The organism is Limimaricola sp. AA108-03, assembly GCF_050847355.1.
Lineage (GTDB): Bacteria > Pseudomonadota > Alphaproteobacteria > Rhodobacterales > Rhodobacteraceae > Limimaricola.
In genome coordinates, this window is record NZ_CP193755.1 from 241591 (window position 1) to 260000 (window position 18410).

The window sequence follows — 18410 nt, forward strand, 5'->3', positions numbered from 1 at the left end:
CAAGGCGTCACGAGGGGAGATTGCACGACATGACCGATACAGCTGAACCCGCGAAGCGGCCGAGCTCGTCCCGATTCTGGATCGCGGTGGCCGCCGCGGTGATCGGCTGGATCCTGGTGTTGTGGCTGCTCATCGCCCGCGCCTCGATCGGCGGCGATCTCGAAGAGGCGCAGGCGCGGATCGTCGAGGTCGAGGATCAGGTGGCGATCCAGACCGAGACCATGGGCAGCATCGAGGCGCTGCGCGCCGAGCTCGAAGGGCTCCGGGTCGAGGAGCAGGAGCTCGAGAACCGCCGTGCCACCATTGAGGCCGAGATCGCCCCGGCCGAGGCGCGGCTGCAGGAGCTGTCGGGCCAGATCGAGACGGCGGAAGCCGATCTCGAAGCGGCGCAGGAGCAGACGCGCACGCTCGAAGAGGAACTCGCGCCGCTGCGCAGCGAACTCGATAGCTTCGAGACGCGTCGCGCCGAGGCCCAATCGCGTGCCGAGGCCGCGACCGCCGAGCTGAACGAGGTCACGCAGCGCCTCGAGCAGGCGCGCGGCGAGGAGGCCGAGCTCCGGCAGCTGATCGCCACGCTGAGCAGCGAGGCGGCAGAACTGACCGAGCAGGTTTCGCAGGCCGAGACCGAGCTGAGCTCGGTGCGCGAAGAAAGCGACACCATCAAGGCCGAACTGGCCGAAGCCGAGGCCCGCGTTGCCGAGCTGACCGAGCGCCGCGACAATCTCGAGGCCGAGGTCAGCGCGTTGAGCGAGGAGCAGGACTCGCTCGCCCAGGAAGTCGCGGCGGCACGGGAGCAGAGGCAGCTGTTGCAGGAAGAGGTGGCGCAGCTAGCGCAGAACCTCGCGCAGCGGGCCGAGGAGCTGGCTCGGGTCGAGCGGCGCATCGCTGGCGTGGCGGCGCCGGTCGAGGCGACTGGCGATCGTCCGCAGGTGACCGATCTACCCGCAGAGACCGAAGCTTCGGAAGCGCCCGTGGAGCCTGAAGCTACGGAAACGCACGAGACCGCCGATGCCGCGCCTGCCGCCGAGCGTCCGCAAGTGACCGATCTGCCTGAAGAAACCGCAGCGGTGGCAGAGGAGGGCGAAACCGAGCCGGCCGAGCCGATCGTGCCCGCTGCTGACGTGAATGCGCCCGCCGACGATGCCGCCTCGACGGAGGCCGTGACCAACGCGGCCGAGAGCGGAACCGAGGTCGCGCCGACTGACGAAGCTGCCGCGACCCCCGAAGCAGGCGAGGCCATGGCGCGTCCGCAGGTCACCGATCTGCCGGACCAGGAAGCATCGACCGAGACCGATCTCGCGGAGGCCGCCGAAGCCGAAACCGCCTCGACCGACACCGTCATTGGCGGCGAACCCGGCGCCCCGCCGGCAGGGCCCGCCGCCGCGCCTGCCGATAGCGACGCGCCCGCCGCCGCACCCTCGAAAGTCGCGAACCTGTCGCCCGGTCTCTACACGCTTGGCCCGATCGCGGTGAAATTCTCGGAGGACGGGCGCTTTACCATGGCGGGCAGCGAGCAGATGGGCCGCGTCAACGGGCGCTATGTCGTGGAGAACGGCGTTCTGACGCTCGATCAGGTGCAAGGCGACACCGGCTCCGCGATCTTCCCGATGCGCTGCGAGCTTGCCCCGAGCGAAAGCGGCTTCGCCATCGGTGACAGCGACGGCTCTTGTGCCCTGTTCGAGGGGCGGGAGTTCACGATCGCGGAATGACCGGCGGTCCGGTTCGCTGAATGGACCTGTCGGGCCTCTCCCTCTGGGCCGTCGCCGGCATCTTCGCGATGGCGGCGGCGGCGATCATGCTGGCAGGCGTACGGCTCGCCCATGTCGCCGATGCGCTGGCCGACCGCACGGGCATGGGCGAGGTCGTCGCTGGCGCGCTCTTCGTCGGAGCGGCGACCTCGCTGCCCGGCGCCATCACCTCCATTTCCACCGCCGCGCAGGGGGCCTCCGGCCTTGCCGTGGGCAACGCGCTGGGCGGGCTGACCGCGCAGACCGCCTTCATCGCGGTGGCCGATCTGTTCTATCGCCGTGCCAATCTCGAACATGCCGCCGCCTCGGTCACCGGCCTCGCGCAGGGCGTGCTGCTGGTGGTGCTGCTCTCGATTCCGCTCATCGCCTCGGCCGAGCCGCAGATCACGATCTGGGGCGTGCACCCCGCCTCGCTGCTGATCCCGGTCGGCTATGCCTTCGGCCTGCGGCTGCTGTCGCGGATCCATGACGATCCGATGTGGCATCCGGTTCAGACCGATGAAACCCGCGAGGAGGTTTCCGAGCCGGACCGCGAGGGCGGCAGGTCGGATAGCGGGCTCTGGCTGCGCTTCGCGCTCTATGCGGGGGTGACGGCTGTGGCGGGCTGGGTGATCGGCGAGGCGAGCCTCGCGCTCGTCGGGCTGACCGGCATGGGTGAAAGCGCGGTGGGCACGGTCTTTGCGGGCGTCGCCAATTCCCTGCCCGAACTGGTCACCGCCATCGCCGCGGTGCGGATCGGCGCGGTCAGCCTCGCGGTGGGCGACGTGATCGGCGGTAACGCCTTCGAGGTGATGTTCCTCTCGGCCGCCGATTTCTTCGACGAAGGTTCGATCTACGGCGCACTCACCCCGGCCGATCGGACCACCGCGCTCATCGCCATGCTGATGACCGGGGTGCTACTTCTGGGAATGCTGCGGCGCGAGAAGACCGGCCCGGTGCGGATCGGCTTCGAAAGCGTTCTGGTGCTGGGGCTCTATGCGGGCTCCGTGGCACTGGTGCTTCTATGACCGCTTGTATCGGAACAATGCGTTGTGCCCCTTGCGCAAACGCGCCACAGAGCCGCACCGTTGAAGTTGCGCGCGACAAGGGAGACAGGACCGCATGACACAATTGCAGACGCTATTCGGCTGGATCGGGGACGCCACGTGGGGCTGGGCGCTGATCCCGTTCCTCGTGATACTCGGCGGCACCTTCACCCTGATCTCGGGCTTCGTGCAGCTGCGCTTTTTCGGGCGCATGTGGGGCGTGCTCTCCGAAGGCGGCGACCGCCAGGGCGGCGTCTCCTCGCGCGAGGCGCTTTTGGTATCGGTCGGCGGCCGCGTCGGCGGCGGCAACATCGCCGGTGTCGCGGTGGCGATCACGCTGGGCGGACCCGGCGCGGTGTTCTGGATGTGGGTGGTGGCGCTGATCGGCATGGCCACCTCGCTGTTCGAATGCGCGTTGGCGCAGCTCTACAAGCGCGGTGAGCCCGACGGCACCTTCCGTGGCGGGCCCGCGCAATACATCATCCACGGGCTCGGCGCGCATTTCAACTGGCTCGCCATCCTCTACGCGATCTGCCTGCTGGCCTCCTTCGGGCTCGGTTTCTCGGCGTTCCAGGGCAACACCGTGGCGGTGGCCGCGCAGGACAGCCTCGGGCTCGACCCGATCCTCGTCGGCGCGGGCCTCGCGCTGGTGACGCTCGTCATCGTGTTCGGCGGCATCAAGCGGATCGCCCGCGTCTCGGACGTGATCATCCCGATCATGGCGATCGGCTACATCGTTCTGGCGCTGGCGGTGATCGTTCTCAACATCACCGAGGTGCCGGCGGCGCTCTGGACCATCGTGGCCAACGCGGTGGGCCTCGAGGAAGCTGTCGGTGGCGGTGTCGGCGCGGCGGTGGCGCAGGGCATGCGGCGTGGCCTGTTCTCGAACGAGGCGGGACTCGGTTCGGCGCCGAACGTGGCGGCGGCGGCGGCGGTGCCGCATCCGATCAGCCAGGGCATCGTGCAGTCCCTCTCGGTGTTCATCGACACGATGATCATCTGCACCTGCACCGCGATGGTGATCCTTCTGGGCGATGTCTACGTGCCTGGCGCGACCGATGTGGACGGCGTCGCGCTGACCCAGCAGAGCCTGGTCGACCATCTGGGCAGCTGGGCGCAGTACTTCCTGACCGGCGCGGTGCTGCTCTTCGCCTTCAGCTCGATCATCTACAACTACTATCTCGGCGAGACCGCGCTGAGCGTGCTGTGGGACAACGGCATCGCCCGGGTGCTGCTGCGGCTCGCGGTGCCGATGGTGGTGTTTCTCGGGGCGGCGGCGCCCGGCGCCACGGCGGTGTTCTTCTTCTCGGACCCGCTGATGGGGCTTCTGGCGCTGGTCAACCTGCTGGCGCTGACCATGTTGTTCCCGGTCGGGCTGCGGCTTCTCAACGACTACCGCAGGCAGTTGCGCGCGGGCGCGGTGGAGCCGGTACTGGAGATCGAGGATTACGCCGATCTCGATATCGACCGCGCCGCATGGGCCGTGCCGGCCCGGACCCGGCCGCTCGGCTGAGTGCGATCAGGCTGCGAGATCGAAAGGGGGGCGGTGACGCACCCCTTTTTCATGGGATGCTTCAGAAACCGGTGGGTGGGTTCTTGCGACCGGGACGCGAGCGGTAGGCCGGCAGCGACCAGCCGCGCCACAGCGCCACGATCCGGAGCGTGAAGGCGAGACCGAAGCCCGCCAGCGCCGCCGCCTCGCGCCCCGCGCCCGAAAGCACGAGCGCGGCGCAGGCCGCGGCCCCCAGCATCGAGGCCGCGACATAGATCTCGCGGCGCAGGATCACCGAGGGCTCATGGCCCAGCGTGTCGCGGATGATGCCGCCGACATTGGCGGTGATCACGCCCATCGCGATCGCCACCGTGACGCCCGCCCCCGCGTCGAGCGCCTTGAGCGTGCCCACCACGCTTACCAGCGCCATGCCGAAGGCATCGAGCCAAAGGATGTAGCGGTAGCGGTACTCCATCATGTGCGCCGCGAAATGCGTGACGATGGCGGTGAAGATACAGGCGATTACCGGGGTCGGATCCTCGACCCAGAACACCGGCTCTCCGAGGATCAGGTCGCGCGTCGTGCCACCGCCGACGCCGGTGATCACCGCGAACCAGACGAAGCCGAGGATGTCGAGTTCCTTGCGCGAAGCGACCAGCGCGCCGGTCGCCGCGAAGGAGACGGCTGAAACGAGATCGAGCGCCGCGAGCAGCGGGGCGAGGGGCAGGTCCATGGCGGGGCTCCGGGCGTCAGGAGGGGCGGGAGCGCCCTCCTAGCCGCTGGCGGGCCCATGTCAACGCGGACGCATCCCGCGCCCGGGATGCGCGATCAGGCGGCGATGGAAGCGAAGGCGTCGCGCAGCCGGATCAGGTCCTCGATCCGGCCCGACCCCATCATCTGCAGCGGGCTGCGGCCGCCAAGGGCTGGCTGGCGGGCACGGATCCAGTCGGCGGCGCCGAGCGTCGCGCTCGCGCTGCGGGTGGCGACGTGGATGTCGCGGAGGAGCGCCATGCGGCGCAGCCGCTCGCGGTCGACGATCTCGACCTGTCCGGCGCACCAGCGGCGCCAGCTCTCGGGCTGCATGCCGCCGAGGATGGCCACCATCTGCGCATCGCGCAGCTCCCAGACCCGGGCGAGCAGCACGGCAGTGCGGACGAGCGGACCGGTTTCCGCAGGGCTGACGGGACGTTCGGGGGCCTCGACGGACCGGACGGCTGCGAACAAGGGCGCTCTCCTCTGTCTCTGCCCCCCGCTATACCCGAGTCGCGTCTAGCGGGCAGAAACGGTTCCAGCATCTCCGTGTGATGGGCGAAAATTTGCCGATTTCGGGCCTAGCAGGCCCCGGCGACGGCCTCGGCGGCAGCAACCGCACCGCCGATCCGCTCGGCCATATGGTCCATGAAGAGCCGCATCTTCGGGTCCTGCAGCCGACGATGCGTGAACAGGCAGGCCATCTGCACCGGCAGGGGCGGCGTTTCGGTGCAGACCGGCACCAGCCGGCCCGCCGCCAGATGATCGGCGATCTCGAACACCGGCTTGAGCGCGATTCCGGCACCAGCCAGAGCCCAATCGGTGAGCACGTCGCCATCATCGCATTCGAGCCGCCCGCTCACCGGGTAGGCGCGCGGACCTTCGGGGGTCATCAGGGTCCAGCGGAACTCCGTGGCGCCGGGAAAGCGCAGGTTGAGGCAATCATGCGCGCCGCTCACCAGGGCCGCGCCGTCGCGCGGGGTGCCGCGCCGGGCGATGTAGTCGGGCGCGGCGCAGAGCAGCCTTGCGCAGCTGGCGATCTGGCGGATCGTCAGATCGCTGTCGGCGGGGCGGCCGAGGAAGAACCGCAGATCGATCGCCTCGGCGGCGAGATCGATCATCCGGTCCGACAGCCGCAACCGCAGGTCGACCTGGGGATAGGTGGCGGCGAAGCCCGGAAGCTCCGGCGCGATCAGGCGCCGCCCGACGCCCAGAGGGGCCGCGACATGGATCGTGCCGCGCGGGTTTTCGGTGATCCGCGAGACCAGCGCCTCGGCCTCCTCGACCTTTTCCAGCACCGCGCGCGCGCCCTCGTAAAAGCTGCGGCCCTGCTCGGTGGGGGCGAGGCTGCGGGTGGTGCGCTGGAACAGCCTCACGCCCAGATGCGTCTCAAGCTGCCCGATCCGGGCCGATGCCACGGCGGCCGACACCCGCAGATCGCGCCCGGCCGCCGACATCGAGCCCAGCTCGTAGACCCTGACGAAGGTGCGGATGTTGTCGAGATAGGCCAAGTCACGTTCCCATCGCTGTCAGCTGGGGCTTGGTTACGCCGCCTCGCGGGGTTCGGCCAGTGGCAGCCGGAGCTAGCCCAGTATACCGGGGCCGATCAGCATCACCGCGAGCGGCAGCGGCGCTGTGGCCAGCAGCATGGTCAGCGCCACGGCAACCGGCTGGAACAACCGGCTCAGCCCGGCGGCCAGCAGGATGCCGCCGCCGCCGCCGATCAGAGAGTTGCCCGGCAGGTTCACCAGCAGTGCCAGAACGAGATAGCGCCGTCGCAGCACCCAGCGCCGGGCCCAGCGCGGCACGCTGTCCTCGAGCTTGCGCATCCGTGCCTCTGGATCGGTTTCGCGCAGCCGCGCCAATGCCGCGGCGGCCCTGTTGAAGCCCAGCCGGTCCAGCGCCAGACAGACCCGCGGCGCGGCGAGCGCCCGGCCGGCCCCGAAGGCCAGCATCAGCCCCACCGCCGTCGCGCCCCAGACGATGGGTGCGGCGGCGGCACCATGCGCCATCAGCAGCGCCAGCCCGATCTCGGCTCCAGGCACGAAGGGAATCGCCAGCACCACCGCGTAGAGCAGCAGCAGACCCGCGACCGTGAGGCCGAGCAGTTCCATCCGGCCTTGCGCGGCCATCTCGGCGGCGAAGTCGCGCAGCCAGAAGGCCAGCCAGAGGTTGACCGCGATCAGGATCGCGACCAGCACGAGGCGCAGGGCCAGTCGGGGCAGGGTGGTACGCATCGGCACTCCGGGCGCGCGGGCAGGAAAGGCGCATCCCCCTTTATGCCTCGAAGGGGTGAATCGCCAGTGCAGGGCTAGTCCGGTCGGGCGATGACGATGCGGGTGCCCCATTCGGCGCAGCGCTGCGCCAGCGCGGCGGGCGGCGGTGCATCGGTATAGAAGACGTCGATCTCGCGCAGCGAGGCGATGCGCGCGGGCGCGGAGCGCGAGAACTTGGAGCGGTCGGCCACCAGAACGGTGCGGCGCGAACGGCGCAGCAGGCTCTGGTTCACCCCGACCTCCTCGATGTCGAAATCGAGCAGGTCGCCGGTCTCGTCGAGCGCCGAGCAGCCGATCACCGCGAGATCGAACTTGAACTGCTGGATCGTCTGGGTGGTGAGCGAACCAACGAGCCCGCCATCCGAGCGCCTGAGCGCGCCGCCGGTGACGATCACCTGCGCCTCGGCGTTCTCGGCGAGGATGGTGGCGACGTTCATGTTGTTGGTCACCACCATCAGCCCGCGATGGCGCAGCAGCGCCCGCGCCACCGCTTCGGTCGAGGTGCCGATGTTGAGAAAGATCGAGGCATCGTCCGAGATCTCGGCAGCACAGGCCGCGGCAATCGCGGATTTGGGCCCGGGGTTGAGGCTGCGGCGATGTTCGTAGCCGATATTGACGGTGCCCGATGGCAGCACCGCACCGCCATGCACCCGCTCGAGCCGTCCGGCCTCGGCCAGATCGGTCAGGTCGCGGCGGATCGTCTGCAGGGTCACCCCGAAATGTTCGGCCAGCCCCTCGACCGTGACCCGCCCTTCGCGGCGGGCGATCTCGAGGATTTCTGGCTGCCGAAAGCTCTGTGACATCGCGCGGATCCCGTTATGGATGTTCCATAATGCGCGGAATCCGGCAGAATGCAACGCAAACGCGGGATTGCTTCCCTATGTGAATGGAAACCTATAGCCCGTCTTTCCCTCGAAAGCTCCCGAAAAGTGCTGAAAACTTCCCTCTCTACGGTCGCGAAGGGTACAGGTTCGGATCGGAGAAAGCGAACCTAAACGAAAAATTCCTCTTGCTTGGCGCGCTTCTCGGAGTCAGGATCACGGGCGAACCGAACACGGGGCGGGGGGCATCCACTTGTCGGCAGTCGAGACAACCGAAGATGTCAGCGATCTCTTCGTGATCGGTGGCGGCATCAATGGCTGCGGCATCGCCCGCGACGCTGCCGGGCGCGGGTTGTCGGTGGTTCTGGCCGAGATGGACGATCTCGCGCAGGCGACCTCCTCCTCCTCGACCAAGCTGTTCCATGGCGGGTTGCGCTACCTCGAATATTTCGAGTTCCGGCTGGTGCGCGAGGCGCTGATCGAGCGCGAGACGCTGCTGCGCGCCATGCCGCACATCTCCTGGCCGATGCGCTTCGTGCTGCCCTATCACCCGTCGATGCGATTCGAGAGCGATACCCCGACCTCGAAGCTTCTGGGCACGGTGATGCCATGGATGAAGGGGCGGCGCCCGGCCTGGCTGATCCGGCTGGGGCTTTTCATGTACGACCATCTGGGCGGGCGGAAGATCCTGCCCGGCACCCGCACGCTCGATCTCAGGCGCGACCCGGCCGGCGGGCCGCTCGATCCCAAGTTCGAGACCGCCTACGAATACTCCGACTGCTGGATCGAGGATTCGCGGCTCGTGGTCCTGAACGCCCGCGACGCCGAGGCGCGCGGCGCGCGGATCATGACCCGGACCAAGGTGCTGCATGCGACGCGGGAGGGCGACCTCTGGGCCATCGAGGTCGAGGACCGCGACACCGGCGCGCGGCGCACGCACCGGGCCCGGATGCTGGTCAATGCGGGCGGGCCCTGGGTCGGCAAGCTGCTGAAGGGCGCGATCGACGTGGAAACCCGCGAGGGCGTGCGCCTCGTGCGCGGCAGCCACATCGTCACCGAGCGGCTCTACGATCACGACAAGTGCTATTTCTTCCAGGGCACCGACGGGCGGATCATCTTCGCGATCCCCTACGAGACCGATTTCACGCTGATCGGCACCACCGATGCCGACCACCCCGATCCCTCCGAGCCGGCGGTCTGCACGCCCGAGGAGCAGGACTATCTGTGCCGCTTCGCGAGCCGCTATTTCGAACGCGAGGTGACGCGCGACGACATCGTCTGGACCTATTCGGGGGTGCGTCCGCTCTATGACGACGGCGCCTCGAGCGCCACGGCGGCGACGCGGGACTACACGCTCAAGGTCGATGCCGAAGGCGGCGCGCCGGTGCTCAACGTCTTCGGCGGCAAGATCACCACCTATCGCCGTCTCGCCGAGAGCGCGATGGAGAAGATCGCGCCCTATTTCGAGACGACGAAGGGTCGCTGGACCGCTGGCGTCGCGCTGCCGGGCGGGGATTTCCCGGTCGATGGCGTCGAGGCGCTGATCGCGGGGCTCGAGGCGGATTACCCGTTCCTCGACCGGCGCTGGGCGCGGCGGCTGGTGCGCGCCTATGGCACCGAGGCGCGATCGATCCTCGGCAAGGCCCGGAGCGCGCAGGATCTCGGTCGCGATTTCGGGGCGACGCTGACCGAGGCCGAGGTCGCGTGGCTCGTCGAAAAGGAATACGCTCGCAGCGCGGATGACGTGCTGTGGAGGAGATCGAAGCTGGGGCTGCGCCTGACGGGAGATCAGGCCGCCGCCCTCGAGGACTGGATGCAGGGAGAGAGGGCCGCGCGGCACGGCTGAGGAGGGCCGCGCGACCGGGGAGGACGATCATGACGCTGACGCTGGAGGGCGTGTCGAAGCGGGTGGAGGGGCAGACCCATATCCACCGCACCGACCTCACGTTGCAAAACGGCACGATGAACGTGCTGCTGGGCCCGACCCTGTCGGGCAAGACCTCGTTGATGCGGCTGATGGCGGGGCTCGACGCACCGACGACCGGCCGCATCCTGTGGAACGGCGAGGACGTGACCGGCGTGCGGGTGCAGGACCGCAAGGTGGCGATGGTCTACCAGCAGTTCATCAACTACCCGTCGATGACGGTCTACGACAACATCGCCTCGCCGATGCGGATCTCGGGCAAGTCGAAGGACGAGATCGACGCCGCCGTTCGAAAATCGGCCGAGATGATGAAGCTGACCCCGCTTCTCGATCGCAAGCCGCTGGAGCTGTCGGGCGGTCAGCAACAGCGCTGCGCGCTGGCCCGGGCGCTGGTCAAGGATGCGGGTCTGGTGCTCTTGGACGAGCCGCTGGCCAATCTCGACTACAAGCTGCGCGAGGAGTTGCGCGCCGAAATCCCCAAGATCTTCGAAGAGGCGGGCTCGATCTTCGTCTATGCCACCACTGAGCCGGAGGAGGCGCTGCTGCTGGGCGGCCATGTCGCGACGCTCTGGGAGGGGCGAGTGACGCAGTTCGGCCCGACGCCACAGGTCTACCGCCATCCGGTGGACGCGACCACGGCACGGGTCTTCTCCGATCCGCCAATGAATTTCCTGCCCTTCGAGAAGCGCGGGGCGGTCCTGCATCTCGATGGCGGCCGCGAGGTGCCGGCGGCGGGCGCGCTGGGCAGCTTGCGCGACGGTCGCTATCAGGGGGGCTTTCGCCCCAACCACATGGAGCTGGAGCGCCGCCACGAGGGCGACATCGCCTTCGAGACGCGGCTCGCGGTGACCGAGATCACCGGCTCCGAGACCTTCGTGCATCTCGACCATCACGGCACCCGCTGGGTCGGGCTGATCCATGGCGTGCGCAACCTGCGCCCCGGGCAGGCGCTCACCGCCTATCTCGACCCGGCGCATGTCTACGTCTTCGCCGAGGACGGCCCGCTCGTCGCCCCTGCATCCTACGTGGAGGCCGCCTGACATGGCCAAGATCACGCTCGACAACCTCGCGCATTCCTACCTCAAGCAGCCGAAATCCGACGATGACTGGGCGCTCAAGGAGCTGAACCACGACTGGGCCGATGGCGAGGCCTACGCGCTCCTGGGCTCCTCGGGCTGCGGCAAGTCCACGCTGCTCAACATCATCTCGGGGCTGCTGCGGCCGAGCCGGGGGCGAATCCTGTTCGACGGGCGCGACGTGACCGACGCGCCGACGGCCGAGCGCAACATCGCGCAGGTGTTCCAGTTCCCGGTGGTCTACGACACCATGACGGTGGGCGAGAACCTCGCCTTTCCTCTCAAGAACCGCGGCGCCGATCCGAAATACATCGCCGAGCGAGTGAACAGCATCGCGGCGATGATCGGCATGGAGGATCAGCTCAGGCGCAAGGCGCGCGGGCTGACGGCCGACGCCAAGCAGAAGATCAGCCTTGGTCGCGGCATGGTGCGCGAGGACGTGAACGCGCTTCTCTTCGACGAGCCGCTGACCGTGATCGACCCCCACATGAAGTGGGAACTCAGGACCCAGCTCAAGCAGCTGCACCACGACTTCGGCCACACGATGATCTACGTCACCCATGACCAGACCGAGGCGCTGACCTTCGCCGACAAGGTGGTGGTGATGTATGATGGGCGCGTGGTGCAGATCGGCACGCCGCAGGAGCTGTTCGAGCGGCCCGCGCATACCTTCGTGGGCTTCTTCATCGGTTCGCCCGGCATGAACCTGTTCGACGCCCAGGTATCCGGCGCGACCGCCATCGTGCAGGGCGTGGCGGTGCCGCTGGGCGACAGCTACGCCCCCGTCGCGGGTCAGGTGCAGATCGGCGTCCGGCCCGAATTCGTCCGGCTGCATGCGGGCGGCGAAGGGCTGCCCGCGCGCATCCTGCGCGTCGAGGATGTGGGCCGTCACAAGATCGTCCGGCTCGATGTCGGCGGCACCGCCGCCAACGCGATCCTCGACGAGGGCACGCCGGTGCCGGCAGGGGCGGACCGGGTGAGCTTCGATACGGAGGCTATCAACGTCTATGCCGACGAGTGGCGCGTCGCTCCGGGGACCGCGCAGGGGAGGGCCGCGTGATGAACAAGACCGTCAATCAGAAAGCCTGGTTCCTGGTGCTGCCGGTGCTGATCCTCGTCGGGTTTTCGGCGGTGATCCCGCTGATGACCGTGGTGAACTATTCCGTGCAGGACACCTTCGGCAACAACGTCTTCTTCTGGGCCGGTCTCGACTGGTTCCGCGACATGCTCGAAAGCGAGCGGATGTGGAACGCGCTGGGCCGCCAACTGGTCTTCTCGAGCATCATCCTCGCGATCGAGGTGCCGCTGGGCATCTTCGTCGCGCTCAACATGCCGAAGAAAGGCTTCTGGGCTTCGTTCTGCCTCGTGCTGATGTCGCTGCCGCTGCTGATCCCGTGGAACGTGGTCGGCACGATCTGGCAGATCTTTGGCCGGGTCGATATCGGGCTCCTGGGCTACGTGCTGGCCAAGCTGGGCGTGAACTACAACTACACCCAGAACGTGATCGACGCCTGGGCCACGGTCATCATCATGGATGTCTGGCACTGGACCTCGCTGGTGGCGCTCTTGGCCTATGCCGGCCTGCAATCGATCCCCGACGCCTATTACCAGGCCGCCAAGATCGATCAGGCCTCGCGCTGGAAGGTGTTCCGCTTCATCGAACTGCCGAAGATGGCGGGCGTGCTGATGATCGCGATCCTGCTGCGGTTCATGGACAGTTTCATGATCTATACCGAGCCCTTCGTCGTCACCGGGGGCGGTCCCGGCAACGCCACCACCTTCCTGTCGATCGATCTCGTGAAGATGGCGCTGGGACAGTTCGACCTCGGCCCGGCGGCGGCCTTCAGCCTGATGTACTTCCTCGTCATCCTGCTGATCTCCTGGGTGTTCTACACCGTGATGACCAACCTCGACAAAAGGGATGGTGTCTGATGTCCGATGCGACGACCTCCGCCCCCGGCGCGGCCTCGATCCCCGGCGATGTCAGCGCCGCCGAACCGCGCGCCCGCACCCGCCGCCGTTTCCGGCCGAACGGCTCGATGATCGTGATGGCGCTCTACCTGCTGTTCCTGATGCTGCCGATCTACTGGCTCTTGAACATGAGCCTGAAGACCAATGCCGAGATCCTGTCGGGCTTCTCGCTCTGGCCGCGCAACCTGACGCTGGCCAATTACGAGAAGATCCTCACCGATCCGTCCTGGTACATGGGCTACGTCAACTCGATCATCTACGTGACGATGAACACCGTCATCTCGATCTCGGTGGCGCTGCCGGCGGCCTATGCCTTCTCGCGCTACAGCTTCATGGGCGACAAGCACCTGTTCTTCTGGCTGTTGACCAACCGCATGGCGCCGCCCGCGGTCTTCGCGCTGCCGTTCTTCCAGCTCTACTCCTCGGTCGGGCTGTTCGACACCCATATCGCGGTGGCGCTGGCGCATACGCTGTTCAACGTGCCGCTGGCGGTGTGGATTCTCGAGGGCTTCATGCGCGGCGTGCCGCGCGAGATCGACGAGACCGCCTATATCGACGGCTATTCCTTTCCGAAGTTCTTCGTGAAGATATTCATGCCGCTGATCGCGAGCGGCATAGGCGTCGCCGCCTTCTTCTGCTTCATGTTCTCCTGGGTGGAACTGCTGCTGTCGCGCACCCTGACGAGCGTCGATGCCAAGCCGATCGCGGCGACGATGACCCGCACCGTCTCGGCCTCGGGCCTCGACTGGGGCGTGCTCGCGGCGGCGGGGGTGCTGACGATCCTGCCCGGCGCGCTCGTGATCTGGTTCGTGCGCAACTACATCGCCAAGGGCTTTGCCCTGGGCCGCGTCTGAGAGAGGAGAGACGACATGGCATGGATGGCATGGACGGTCCCCACGGCGATCTTCTTCGGCTCGATCGCGGCGCTGCTGATCATCTTCACGGTGCTGGCGATCCGTTATCCCGAAACGCCGCGCACCGGCGTTCTGGGAATCGAGACGACGCGCGGCGACCGGCTCTTCATCACGCTTCTGGGCTCCGCCTTCATCAATCTCGCCTGGCTGGGGCTTGTCGATGCGCCGCAGCCTTGGGCGATGCTGGTCTGCCTCGTTTACGCCGCCGCGGTGTTCCGCTGGGTCTGACGAGTTTCACGAAGCGCCGTTCGGGGAGGACGGCGTGATGGTTCGACAAATGGGAGGAAACCATATGAACCCGCTTCTGAAATCCACCACCGCGTTGGGCCTCGCGCTCGGTCTCATGGCGGGGCCCGCCATGGCCGACATGGAGGCCGCGATCAGCTTCCTCGACGAGGAGATCGAGCGATCCGCCCTCACCCGCGAGGAGCAAGAAGCCGAGATGCAGTGGTTCGTCGATGCCGCCGAGCCGTTCTCGGGCATGTCGATCAACGTGGTCTCCGAAACCATCACCACGCATGAATACGAGGCCAACGTGCTGGCCCCGGCCTTTACCGCGATCACCGGCATCAACGTCACCCACGACCTGATCGGCGAGGGCGACGTGGTCGAGAAGCTGCAGACCCAGATGCAGTCGGGCGAGAACATCTACGACGCCTACATCAACGACAGCGACCTGATCGGCACGCATTGGCGCTACCAGCAGGCGCGCAACCTGACCGACTGGATGGCGGGCGAGGGCGCCGACGTCACCAACCCCAACCTCAACCTCGACGACTTCATCGGGCTGCAGTTCACCACCGGTCCGGATGGCAAGCTCTACCAGCTGCCCGACCAGCAATTCGCGAACCTCTACTGGTTCCGCCACGACTGGTTCACCGACGAGAAGAACATGGCGGATTTCGAGGCCGAGTACGGCTATCCGCTCGGCGTGCCGGTCAACTGGTCGGCCTATGAGGACATCGCCGCCTTCTTCACCGGCCGCGACCTGAGTCACATGGGTGTGTCGGGCGAGGTCTTCGGCCACATGGATTACGGCAAGAAGGACCCGAGCCTCGGCTGGCGCTTCACCGATGCGTGGATGTCGATGGCCGGGATGGGCGACAAGGGCGAGCCCAACGGCCTGCCGGTCGACGAATGGGGCGTCCGCGTCAACGAGAACAGCCAGCCCGTGGGCTCCTGCGTGGCGCGCGGCGGCGCGACCAACTCGCCCGCGGCCGTCTACGCGATCGAGAAGTACACCGACTGGCTGCAGAACTACGCCCCGCCCGCGGCTGCCGGCATGACCTTCTCGGAATCCGGCCCGGTGCCGGCGCAGGGCCAGATCGCGCAGCAGATGTTCTGGTACACCGCCTTCACCGCCGACATGGTCGGCGACGGCGCGGCGGCCGTGCTGAACGAGGATGGCAGCCCCAAATGGCGCATGGCCCCCAGCCCGCACGGCGTCTACTGGGAAGAGGGCATGAAGGTCGGCTACCAGGACGCGGGCTCCTGGACGCTGATGGAATCGACCCCGGTCGATCGCGCCAAGGCGGCCTGGCTCTACGCCCAGTTCGTCACCTCGCAGACCGTGGACGTCGAGAAGTCGCATGCGGGCCTGACCTTCATCCGCGAATCGACGATCCAGCACGAAAGCTTCACCGAGCGCGCGCCCGAGCTTGGCGGTCTCGTCGAGTTCTACCGCTCGCCCGATCGGGTGCGCTGGTCGCCCACCGGCACCAACATCCCCGACTATCCCAAGCTGGCGCAGCTCTGGTGGCAGAACATCGGTGACGCCTCCTCGGGCGCCAAGACCGCGCAGGAGGCCCTCGACAGCCTCTGCGAGCAGCAGGAGCAGGTGCTCGAGCGGCTCGAGCGCGCGGGCATCCAGGGCGATCTCGGCCCGGTCATGAACGAGGAGCAGGATCCGCAGTACTGGCTCGACCAGCCCGGCGCGCCGAAGCCGAAGCTGGAGAACGAGGACGAGGAGCCCGAAACCATCAGCTATGAAGAGCTGATCAAGTCCTGGCAGTAAATGCCGAACCGCCGGGGCCGTCTGGCCCCGGCATCCCGCGCCGCGGAGCCTCCCGCCGCGGCGCGTTCCTTTCAGACAAGAGCATCCGATGACCCACATCCTCGCCATCGATCAGGGCACCACCTCGAGCCGCGCCATTCTCTTCGACGCGCAGATGAAGATCGTGGAGATGGCGCAGGAGGAATTTCCGCAGCACTACCCCGACAGCGGCTGGGTCGAACACGACCCGGACGACCTGTGGCAGAGCACGCTGCGCGTCTGCCGCGCCGTGCTGGACAAGACCGGCATCGCCGCCGCCGACATCGCCGGCATCGGCATCACCAACCAGCGCGAGACGACGCTGGTCTGGGAGCGCGAGACCGGCCGCCCCATCCACAACGCCATCGTCTGGCAGGATCGCCGCACCGCCCAGTTCTGCCGCGACTGGCGCGAGCGGGGCGAGGAGGAAACCGTCACCGCCAAGACCGGGCTGATCATCGATCCGTATTTCTCGGGCACCAAGCTCAAATGGGTCCTCGATCACGTCGACGGCGCGCGCGATCGGGCGCGCAAGGGCGAGCTGATGTTCGGCACCGTGGATACGTGGCTGATCTGGAACCTTACCGGCGGGCGTGTGCACGCCACCGACGCCACCAATGCCTGCCGCACCATGCTCTACGACATCCACAAAGGCGGCTGGAGCAGCACCATCTGCGGCATGCTCGACATTCCGATGGAGATGCTGCCCGAGGTGCGCGACTGCGCCGCCGATTTCGGCGCGACCGATCTCCTGGGCGGCGAAATCCCGATCCTCGGCGTCGCGGGCGACCAGCAGGCGGCGACGCTGGGTCAGGCCTGCTTCGCGCCGGGCATGCTGAAATCCACCTATGGCACCGGTTGTTTCGCGCTCCTGAACACCGGCGAGACGCCGGTGCGCTCGACCCACCGCCTGCTGACCACCGTGGCCTATCAGCTCGACGGCAAGCCGACCTACGCGCTCGAAGGCTCGATCTTCATCGCCGGCGCGGTGGTTCAATGGCTGCGCGACGGGCTGGGCCTGATCGACAAGGCCTCCGAGACGCAGGCGATGGCCGAGGCCTCGGACCCGCAGCAGCGGGTGATCATGGTCCCCGCCTTCACCGGTCTCGGCGCGCCCTATTGGGACCCCGACTGCCGCGGCGCGGTATTTGGGCTCACCCGCAACACCGGCCCGCGCGAGATGGCGCGCGCCGCGCTGGAAAGCGTGGGCTACCAGACCCGCGACCTGCTCGAGGCCATGCGCGCCGACTGGCAGGACGCCTCCGAACGCGCGACGCTGCGCGTGGATGGCGGCATGAGCGCCAGCGACTGGACCATGCAGTTCCTCGCCGACATCACCGGCGCACCGGTGGATCGGCCCGAGATCACCGAAACCACGGCGCTGGGCGCGGCCTGGCTCGCGGGGATGCGCGCCGGCATCTATCCCGACATGGCAAGCTTCGCGCAGGGTTGGAAGCTGGAGCGCAGCTTTGCCCCCAGGATGGACGAGGAAAAGCGCGAAGCGGGCTATGCCGCCTGGCGCCGCGCCGTCGCCGCGACGCGTTCGGCATGAACGGCTTCGAGATCCTGACCGCGGGCCGCGTCGTCTTCGGTCGGGGGCGCGCCGAGGACGCAGGCGCGGCGATTCGTGCCTGGGGCACGCGCGTGATCCTGCTGCGGGGCTCCCACCCGGCCGCCGATCGGCTCGCCGCCGAATTGCGTGCCGAGGGGGTCGCGGTCGAGGAGATCCGCCAGAAGGGCGAGCCCCTGATCGACGATCTCGACACGGCCGTGGCGCGGGGACGTGCGCTTCGGGCCGAGGCCGTGGTGGCGCTGGGCGGCGGATCGGCGATCGACATGGGCAAGGCGGTCGCGGCGCTGATCCCCGCCGCCCGTCCCGCGATGAGCTATCTCGAAGTGGTGGGGGAGGGGCGGCCGCTCGATGCCGCGCCCTTGCCGTTCATGGCCCTGCCGACCACCGCCGGCACCGGGGCCGAGGTCACCAAGAACGCAGTGATCGGCGTGCCCGCGCATGGTCGCAAGGTGTCCCTGCGGGACGACCGGATGCTGGCCGATCTGGCGATCATCGACCCGAGCCTGACCGATGATGCGCCGCGCTCCGTCACGCTGGCCTCGGGGCTCGACGCGGTGACGCAGGTGATCGAGCCTTACCTGTCGTGCCGCGCCACCCCCTTTACCGATGCGCTGTGCCGCGACGCGATCCCGCGCGGCCTTGCCGCGCTGACACGGCTCATGCAGGCCGAGGACGAAGGCGCGCGCAACGATCTCGCGCTTACAAGCCTGTTCGGCGGGCTGGCGCTCGCCAATGCTGGCTTGGGCGCGGTGCATGGCTTTGCGGGCGTGCTGGGAGGACGGACTGGTGCGCCGCACGGTGCACTTTG

The 18410-nt window shown here is 67.9% G+C and carries 17 protein-coding genes (1 of these 17 running past the window's edge); 12 read left to right on the forward strand and 5 right to left on the reverse strand.

Features of this window, described 5'->3' with window-relative positions:
- The first annotated feature begins 29 nt into the window (after positions 1-29).
- The 3 genes from ACRAQ3_RS01285 to ACRAQ3_RS01295 all read left to right on the forward strand — a co-directional run bounded on the left by ACRAQ3_RS01285 (position 30) and on the right by ACRAQ3_RS01295 (position 4286).
- Complete coding sequence (locus ACRAQ3_RS01285; protein ID WP_432255382.1) at positions 30-1709, forward strand: hypothetical protein; 1680 nt, start codon at positions 30-32, stop codon at positions 1707-1709.
- Between the two features lie 20 nt (positions 1710-1729).
- Positions 1730-2755 (forward strand): sodium:calcium antiporter, encoded by a 1026-nt coding sequence (locus ACRAQ3_RS01290; protein WP_432255383.1) that lies wholly within the window; start codon positions 1730-1732, stop codon positions 2753-2755.
- A 94-nt stretch (positions 2756-2849) separates the two neighbouring features.
- The gene (locus ACRAQ3_RS01295) at positions 2850-4286 is read left to right on the forward strand and encodes an alanine/glycine:cation symporter family protein (RefSeq protein WP_432255384.1); all 1437 of its coding nucleotides are present in this window, start codon (positions 2850-2852) and stop codon (positions 4284-4286) included.
- 61 nt (positions 4287-4347) lie between these two features.
- On the opposite strand, the gene ACRAQ3_RS01300 is transcribed toward ACRAQ3_RS01295, so the two are convergent.
- The 5 genes from ACRAQ3_RS01300 to ACRAQ3_RS01320 all read right to left on the reverse strand — a co-directional run bounded on the left by ACRAQ3_RS01300 (position 4348) and on the right by ACRAQ3_RS01320 (position 8094).
- A complete protein-coding gene (locus tag ACRAQ3_RS01300; RefSeq protein ID WP_432255385.1) occupies positions 4348-4998 on the reverse strand; it encodes a trimeric intracellular cation channel family protein in 651 nt (216 codons plus the stop codon).
- Between the two features lie 95 nt (positions 4999-5093).
- Positions 5094-5489, reverse strand: coding sequence for an antitoxin Xre/MbcA/ParS toxin-binding domain-containing protein (locus ACRAQ3_RS01305; RefSeq protein ID WP_432255386.1), 396 nt, complete (start codon positions 5487-5489; stop codon positions 5094-5096).
- 107 nt (positions 5490-5596) lie between these two features.
- Positions 5597-6526, reverse strand: coding sequence for a LysR family transcriptional regulator (locus tag ACRAQ3_RS01310; RefSeq protein ID WP_432255387.1), 930 nt, complete (start codon positions 6524-6526; stop codon positions 5597-5599).
- 72 nt (positions 6527-6598) lie between these two features.
- Positions 6599-7252 carry a hypothetical protein gene (locus ACRAQ3_RS01315; protein ID WP_432255388.1) on the reverse strand — a complete coding sequence of 218 codons (654 nt, stop codon included), beginning with the start codon at positions 7250-7252 and terminating at the stop codon, positions 6599-6601.
- Between the two features lie 74 nt (positions 7253-7326).
- Positions 7327-8094 (reverse strand): DeoR/GlpR family DNA-binding transcription regulator, encoded by a 768-nt coding sequence (locus tag ACRAQ3_RS01320; RefSeq protein ID WP_432255389.1) that lies wholly within the window; start codon positions 8092-8094, stop codon positions 7327-7329.
- A 271-nt stretch (positions 8095-8365) separates the two neighbouring features.
- On the opposite strand from ACRAQ3_RS01320, the gene glpD reads away from it, so the two are divergent.
- The 9 genes from glpD to ACRAQ3_RS01365 form a co-directional block, all read left to right on the forward strand.
- The gene (gene glpD, locus ACRAQ3_RS01325) at positions 8366-9958 is read left to right on the forward strand and encodes a glycerol-3-phosphate dehydrogenase (protein ID WP_432255390.1); all 1593 of its coding nucleotides are present in this window, start codon (positions 8366-8368) and stop codon (positions 9956-9958) included.
- A gap of 29 nt (positions 9959-9987) precedes the next feature.
- The gene (locus tag ACRAQ3_RS01330; RefSeq protein ID WP_432255391.1) at positions 9988-11076 is read left to right on the forward strand and encodes an ABC transporter ATP-binding protein; all 1089 of its coding nucleotides are present in this window, start codon (positions 9988-9990) and stop codon (positions 11074-11076) included.
- 1 nt (position 11077) lies between these two features.
- Positions 11078-12172: an ABC transporter ATP-binding protein gene (locus ACRAQ3_RS01335; protein WP_432255392.1), complete on the forward strand. Its 1095-nt coding sequence runs from the start codon at positions 11078-11080 to the stop codon at positions 12170-12172.
- A complete protein-coding gene (locus ACRAQ3_RS01340) occupies positions 12172-13044 on the forward strand; it encodes a carbohydrate ABC transporter permease (protein WP_085894925.1) in 873 nt (290 codons plus the stop codon). Before ACRAQ3_RS01335 ends, ACRAQ3_RS01340 begins: the two co-directional genes overlap by 1 nt.
- On the forward strand, positions 13044-13937 hold the full coding sequence (locus ACRAQ3_RS01345; protein WP_269395621.1) for a carbohydrate ABC transporter permease: 894 nt from the start codon (positions 13044-13046) through the stop codon (positions 13935-13937). Before ACRAQ3_RS01340 ends, ACRAQ3_RS01345 begins: the two co-directional genes overlap by 1 nt.
- A gap of 15 nt (positions 13938-13952) precedes the next feature.
- Positions 13953-14225, forward strand: coding sequence for a DUF2160 domain-containing protein (locus ACRAQ3_RS01350; RefSeq protein WP_269395622.1), 273 nt, complete (start codon positions 13953-13955; stop codon positions 14223-14225).
- Between the two features lie 64 nt (positions 14226-14289).
- Entirely contained in the window at positions 14290-16011 is a 1722-nt protein-coding gene (locus tag ACRAQ3_RS01355; RefSeq protein WP_269395623.1) for an ABC transporter substrate-binding protein, read from the forward strand.
- A gap of 88 nt (positions 16012-16099) precedes the next feature.
- Complete coding sequence (glpK, locus tag ACRAQ3_RS01360) at positions 16100-17581, forward strand: glycerol kinase GlpK (protein WP_432255393.1); 1482 nt, start codon at positions 16100-16102, stop codon at positions 17579-17581.
- A protein-coding gene (locus ACRAQ3_RS01365) for an iron-containing alcohol dehydrogenase (protein WP_432255394.1) crosses the window boundary here: on the forward strand, positions 17578-18410 show its 5' portion. It continues 307 nt past the right edge of the window; only the first 833 of its 1140 coding nucleotides appear in the window; it begins with the start codon at positions 17578-17580; the stop codon falls past the right edge of the window. Before glpK ends, ACRAQ3_RS01365 begins: the two co-directional genes overlap by 4 nt.